The following is a 5,867-nucleotide window of genomic DNA, read 5'->3' on the forward strand; positions in this document are numbered from 1 at the left end:
ACTCAGCAACCGTCACCCTGACCCCCGACGGGTCGGTCAGAGCAACAGCCCGAACGGGCTGACGGCGCTTAGCCATCAGTCACCACCGCCAGCAGCGGCACGCTCGTACTTCACGAACGCGTCGGTGTCGGCGACGACGAACCCGTACTCGGCCTCGGCCAGGATCGCCACGAGGTTGTTCTCGAACAGAGACACCAGCGACCCGTTGAGGGTGACCGCAGCCTCGGTCGACACCCGGTAGTTGATGCCACCGACGACACCCCAGGCAGCCTTGGAGAAGTCGCCACCGAACCCGACGACATCCCCATGCCCGACGCCCTCGCCCATGAACGACGGCCGCCCCAGCAGACGCCCAGGACGAGCGATCGTCTGGGAGACGTCATCGGTAGGCAGGTTGACGTACAGCGGGTGCCCGTTGCCGTCGACAGCACCCCAGAAGTCCGGCTCGACGCTGTCATCGAGCGCGAACCCGCGGAGCTTCTTGCCGTCGTTGACGAGGAGGCGCATACCGGCCACAAGATCGGCGTGGATGCCACCCTGCGCGCCGGAGGCAGTGCCGAGCGTGACCGACTTAGTCGTCTCAGCCAGGTAGTTGTCGAACGGGCCCGTCCCCGTCCCGTCGCCGCCCACGTTGTAGGCGACAGCGAGGTCGAACGCGGTAGCGAACGCGCCGGCCAGGTCCGAGCGAATCTCACCGACGATGTCGCCGGGGTTCGCCCGAACAACCTCAGCCGAGGAAACGGCGATCGCGGCGAGCTTCTTCGGCTCGATGTGAAGCAGGTCCAGCCCGAGCTCAGTCTGCGGCTTCCGCTGCGCCTCACCGACCCAGTTCGCGGTCGTCTGACCAACACGAACCGGAATCTTCTGGCCGTTGATGCCAAGCGGCACCTGACGGATGAGCTGCTGGAACACAGACCCGCGACGGGCCTCGTTGAAGATGGGGGCCGACTCGGCGGGGTCAAGGAAACCCTCGAAGTCGGCGCGAGTGATGGGGGCCATAACGGCTCTCCTTTACAGGGAAGGGTGAATGTCTAGTTGGCCCCGACCGCCTTACGCAGCGCGTCCTCGAGCGCGGAAGAGTTCAACGCGGGCGGCGTTTTCCCCTCCGCAGGGACGATCAGCGGCGCAGGTTTGACAGGGGCCTGGGCAGCGATGAGCGGTCTGAGTTGCTCGGCGTGCGCCTTGATCTCCTCGAGCGTCGAACCAGCGAGCACGTTGGCGGGGACCCCCGTCTCCTTGGAGACGTCGGCCTTCCACGCGTTGATCTGCTCACGGGTCTCGTACTCGGTGACCTTGGCCCGCAGGGCCTCGAGTTCCTCGGCGCGCTTCTGCTCCTCGGTCTTCGCGGCTTCCTCGAGTTCAGCGAGCCGCTTGGCAGCGGCGCTGTTCTCCTTGGCGCGCTGCTCCCACTTGCGGGCCTCGGCCTTCCAGTCGATCGCAGGCTCCTGTGCAGGCGCCTCCGGCTGGATGGGTGCGGCCTCGGGGGCAGCTCCGGTCGGATCGGTCGGCTCGACAGCCGGGTTGTCGCTCATCGGTTACCTCTCCCGTGCGGGATCGCCACAGCAGCCCGTGCGGGCACCTGCGGGGAATGGACAAGGGTTCGCCTGCCGTGCGGCAGTACGTCTCTAAGTGACGGCGCGGACGCCGTCGCGGAACAGGTCCGGCTCCAAGCGCCGAGCGCGAGCCAGAATGTTCTTTGTCGTCAACTGGTACTCGGGGTACTTCTTCGACCGCTCGTGACGCTTGAGCGTGTTCCAGCCCGGGAGCTTCTTCCGCTCCGCGTCAATCACGTCACGGGCCTTGTCGAACACGTCCAGCCACTCACGCTCGTTCGGCTGCTCCGGCACCTGCTGGCCGTGAAACGCCATCACAGGGACACAGCGGCAGTCGTCGTGGTACTTCCGAGCGGCGGTCTCATAGTCGGGCTGGTCCAGCACCACAGCCATGTACGCGCAATACGCGCAGGCGTCCGCCGAAGCGCGGCGACGCCACCCCCACGCGGCAGGGTCCTTCGTGACGTTCTCCTCGACCGTCACCCGGTCATGGTCGGCAACGAGCCGCTGGACCGTCCCAGCGAGCCGCGTCCACGCCCCCGCCGTGTCACCCGCGAACGCCGGCGACACAGCCCACGTCGCCAACCCCTCAGCCTCAGCCAACGACACCGGACGGTACACACGCGCCTCAAACCGAGGAGCACCCGCCGGCCGCACGTCCTCGTACCAGATCGCCGCGTTCTCAGCCGCCGCGGCCCCGTACACCTCAGCGACAGCCGGCACAGCCTCACGCATCCCCGCGGCCGCCCGCTCCACCGGATCAGACAGCAGCGACCGCCACAGCCCCCCCAAATCCTCCTGGGCCTGCGACACGACCACCTCGAGCGTGGCCCGCCGATACGCCAGATCAGCGGCCCGCATCAGCAGCCATACCAGGGTCACCACCAGTCGTCGGCACCGGCACATCAGACGAAACCGACGACAGCGACGACTCGGCCACCCGACGCCCCGAAATGAGCTCACGCATCTGGATAGCCCGCTCCGCGCGGCGCTTGTCAGCCAGAAGCTGCACGACCTCGGCCTGGTTATAGCCCAGACGCTTCAAGATCAGCGGCGACTCGGCCAGCCACGGCACCGCGGCCACCTGCTTCACCACCGCATCCGCGGCGGACACCACAGACGGCGTCGCAGGGTTCTGCCAGTTCGCTTCCAACCACCGCAACTCATCTGGAGGCTCGGTCAAGCCGTCGCGCAACATGACGATGTTCTGCCCCGTCCGGACCAAACGCGTACCAAACGCCGTGGCTGCGTCGGCGGCCTCGATAACCAGGTCTTCCTTCGCCGCATAAATCGCCTCAGCGGAGTCCGGGTTGTCCTGCACGATGCCCAACGCCCCCAGCGGAAGCGACACCTCACCAGCGAACCGCGAGGCAATCATCCGCAGATGGTCGTTGTGCGGCTGGAACGATATCTGCTTGAACTCGTGGATCTGCGGCAGCTCACCGTACTCATCACGTCCGACAGTCCACAGCCGCCCGATGACCGCCAGCCACTCCGGGATCGGGGTCCCGTCCCGATCGGTGAACACATCCTCATCCGCACCGAGGAGCGCACGCTGCGGGGCAGTAAAGAACTCCGCCGACACCTCTGTCCGCAGCACGGTACGCACAGCCTCATCCGTGATCGCCATGACCGGCCGCGAGATCCTCGAACGCCCGAACGGGCGGTCAAGGTCAGGTCGGTAAACCAGAGGCTCCACGAGCACCCGCCCGACCGGGTTCCGCCGCCACGCAGCAGACCAACGACCCCCAGCAGACCGCACGATGTGCCCCACCCGATCAGGCAGGTACAACACCATCTCGGTCGGCACACCCTCCGCGTCCACATCCGACACAGACAGCGCAGCCCGCAGCGAACGAGTCGAACGATCCCACAGACCAGTCCCGTACATCCCAGACCGTGCCTGCACCAGAATCTCCGGCTGCCCCGCCTCAGTGTCACCGTGCGTCACCGAGAGGAACGAAACCGCGTGAATCAACGCAGATGTGATCGCCTGCGGCAACTCCATGCGCATCTGGTTATCCGCGAACACCGCCGACAGCCCGTACGGGTCCTCCTGGTCACCAGGCAATACAAACCCGTCAAACACGATCCGGTGCGCCAGCGCATCAACAGCCTTCGCCGGCCACCCCACAACAGTCTCGACAGACTTCAGCTGCGGCGGAATAGCGATCCCAAGATCCCGCAGCCGGTTCTTCCCGTCGTAATACGTCATCCGCAGCTGGTTACGCCGCACCTTGTTAGCCCACTGGTCCAGAAGCGTCCGCAGCAGGTCCAGGTCGGCGCCATCCATCGAAGCCACATACACGTCAGTCGGAACTGACACTGGCGGCACGAGAGCAGTAGACATCAGCCAACCACCACCCTCTGCTTACGTCCAGGACGCCGCTTCGACGTCTTCGCTCCCCAATGGGCCATCACCGCCGACTCGGCGGACGTGCACTCCCCATCACCAATCGGCCGGAAACCCCAACCGCCCGTCTTCCCAATCTCACGCCGCGCCGAAGCCGCAACCGAATCCACCAACGTCGCCTGCCCCGGATGCGCCAGCACCGTGATCGTTTTCGCCTTCACGGCATCCACAAGCATCGAATGCGCCGCCGTCACCTGATCCGTCGTCGGTGTCACGATCACCCGTGCCGGCACACCCGCTGCACGGAGCGCATTCACGAGGTTCCCGGCATGCGCCTTACCATCCACCACGAGCTGGGCGGCCTTCCGCCACCGCGGCACCTCGCCACCAGCGAGCCACTCAACGAGCCAACCCGTGCCGCCACCCATCGACCGCCGCTCGATCAGCTCGAGATGGATGACACCGTCCTCGGTCTTGCGGGCCGCGCAGAGCGCCACAGTCGCCCCATCCGGGGAGAACTTCACCCCGTACGAGTCGATGCCCTCGGTGGGCGCCTCCGGGACACCCAGCGCCTCCCACGCCGCCCGAGGGATCACCGCAGGATCGAGAACCACGTCGTCGTAGACACCGAGACCCTCACGCCGCCACGACGCATCATCCGGCATGTTCTTCCGCAGCCGGGCCACCGCCACCGGCGGCGTCCGATGTGGATAAGACGGGTTCGCCTTCTCAACCTGCTTCGGGTCATCCAACGACGGGCCACCCGGCTTCCCAACGTCAGGGTCCGCCGAGCACTCGATATAGACCGCGTCACCGGCGACCACAGGCTCCCCGAAGTCCGGCAGCCCCTTCTTGTGCTCCAGCGCCTCAGCCCGGCGAGCAAGGATCATCTCGCCCGGGTCATTCGGCCGCGGCGGCGTGTTCATGTAGAACAGCAGCGCACCGAACGGAAACCGCGACTGGTTCGTCGCCGCCACCATGTCCTCGAGCGCCCTAATCGTGAGGATCTGCGCCTCGTCGAACACCTCGATGTCGACCTCGTCGAAACCACGACCGAAGCCAGCCTCACGAGCACCGAACAGCACCCGTGAACCGTTCTTGAACGGGATCTCCTGCTCACCGTTCGCGTCCCGGATCGCCGTGCCCTGGTTCGACCCCGGCTTCAAGTAGCCGCGCACCGCGGGCCGCAGCGCCATCGCCTTCATCTTCTGGAACGTGTTCGTCGCCGTCCGCGTCCGATGCGCCGTCCACAACACCGTCAAATTCGGGTACAGCGTGCACAGCGCCAAGACCAGCACCATGACGATGAACGTCTTCGCAACCTGCCGAGGAATCGACAGCGTGATCCCGCCGACCGTCGCAGCGAACATGCCATCCTCACGCAAACCGAGGATGACCTGCGCAACGCCGTCCTGCCACACATCGAACTCGATACCGAACTCGGCCACACGCGGCTCGACCTCGAACCACAACGAGTCAACGATCCCCTCAGGGATCACGACATGACGGGCAACCTCAGAGAGCCGAAGCGTCGAACGATCGACGGCGGGCGCTGCCGGCATCCGGCACCCCCTCCGCGTCGTCCTCAGCGTCCGCAGCCCGAATCAGCCGATCCAACTCCCGCAGCTCCTTGTACGCCGACGCAATCGCGTTCGACGAAACCTCGCCATCGTCGAGCTTCTTCGCCAACGCACGACGCATCGCCGCCAACACGTCACGACTCGACCCATCCAGGGCCTCCGTGATCGTCTTCGGCGTCTTCCGCGGCACCGGCGTGTCCGGACCGACAGCCTGAAGGTGAGACCGCTTCGACATCGCGACCACCTCCAGATAGGGGTTTTTCAATTCCAGGGGAGAGATCGGCACTACTCCCCCAAACGCCTGCTCGTCACCGGATACGACGCGCAGCACTATGAGCCACAGCTGCAAGAAACGACGCGCTATCGCTTCAACGGGACCTA

At 65.8% G+C, this 5,867-nt stretch carries 6 protein-coding genes; all 6 read right to left on the minus strand.

Translation table 11 applies throughout. From position 1 onward, the window contains the following. Positions 1–75: 75 nt before the first annotated feature. Positions 76–999, minus strand: a complete 924-nt coding sequence (locus M7H19_RS08905) for a phage major capsid protein (RefSeq protein WP_298179474.1) — start codon at positions 997–999, stop codon at positions 76–78. 32 nt (positions 1,000–1,031) lie between these two features. After that, positions 1,032–1,532 (minus strand): hypothetical protein, encoded by a 501-nt coding sequence (locus tag M7H19_RS08910; protein ID WP_298179477.1) that lies wholly within the window; start codon positions 1,530–1,532, stop codon positions 1,032–1,034. Positions 1,533–1,625: 93 nt separating this feature from the next. Further along, positions 1,626–2,435, minus strand: coding sequence for a hypothetical protein (locus tag M7H19_RS08915; RefSeq protein ID WP_298179480.1), 810 nt, complete (start codon positions 2,433–2,435; stop codon positions 1,626–1,628). Further along, positions 2,401–3,846 (minus strand): phage portal protein, encoded by a 1,446-nt coding sequence (locus M7H19_RS08920; protein ID WP_298179482.1) that lies wholly within the window; start codon positions 3,844–3,846, stop codon positions 2,401–2,403. The genes M7H19_RS08915 and M7H19_RS08920 overlap by 35 nt, the downstream gene beginning before the upstream one ends. Before the next feature lie 56 nt (positions 3,847–3,902). Next, a complete protein-coding gene (locus tag M7H19_RS08925; RefSeq protein WP_298179483.1) occupies positions 3,903–5,405 on the minus strand; it encodes a hypothetical protein in 1,503 nt (500 codons plus the stop codon). A 16-nt stretch (positions 5,406–5,421) separates the two neighbouring features. Next, a partial coding sequence (locus M7H19_RS08930; RefSeq protein WP_298179486.1) for a hypothetical protein occupies positions 5,422–5,867 on the minus strand: 446 nt, incomplete at its 5' end.

It is taken from the genome of Saccharomonospora sp. (genome assembly GCF_027317685.1).
GTDB lineage: Bacteria > Actinomycetota > Actinomycetes > Mycobacteriales > Pseudonocardiaceae > Saccharomonospora.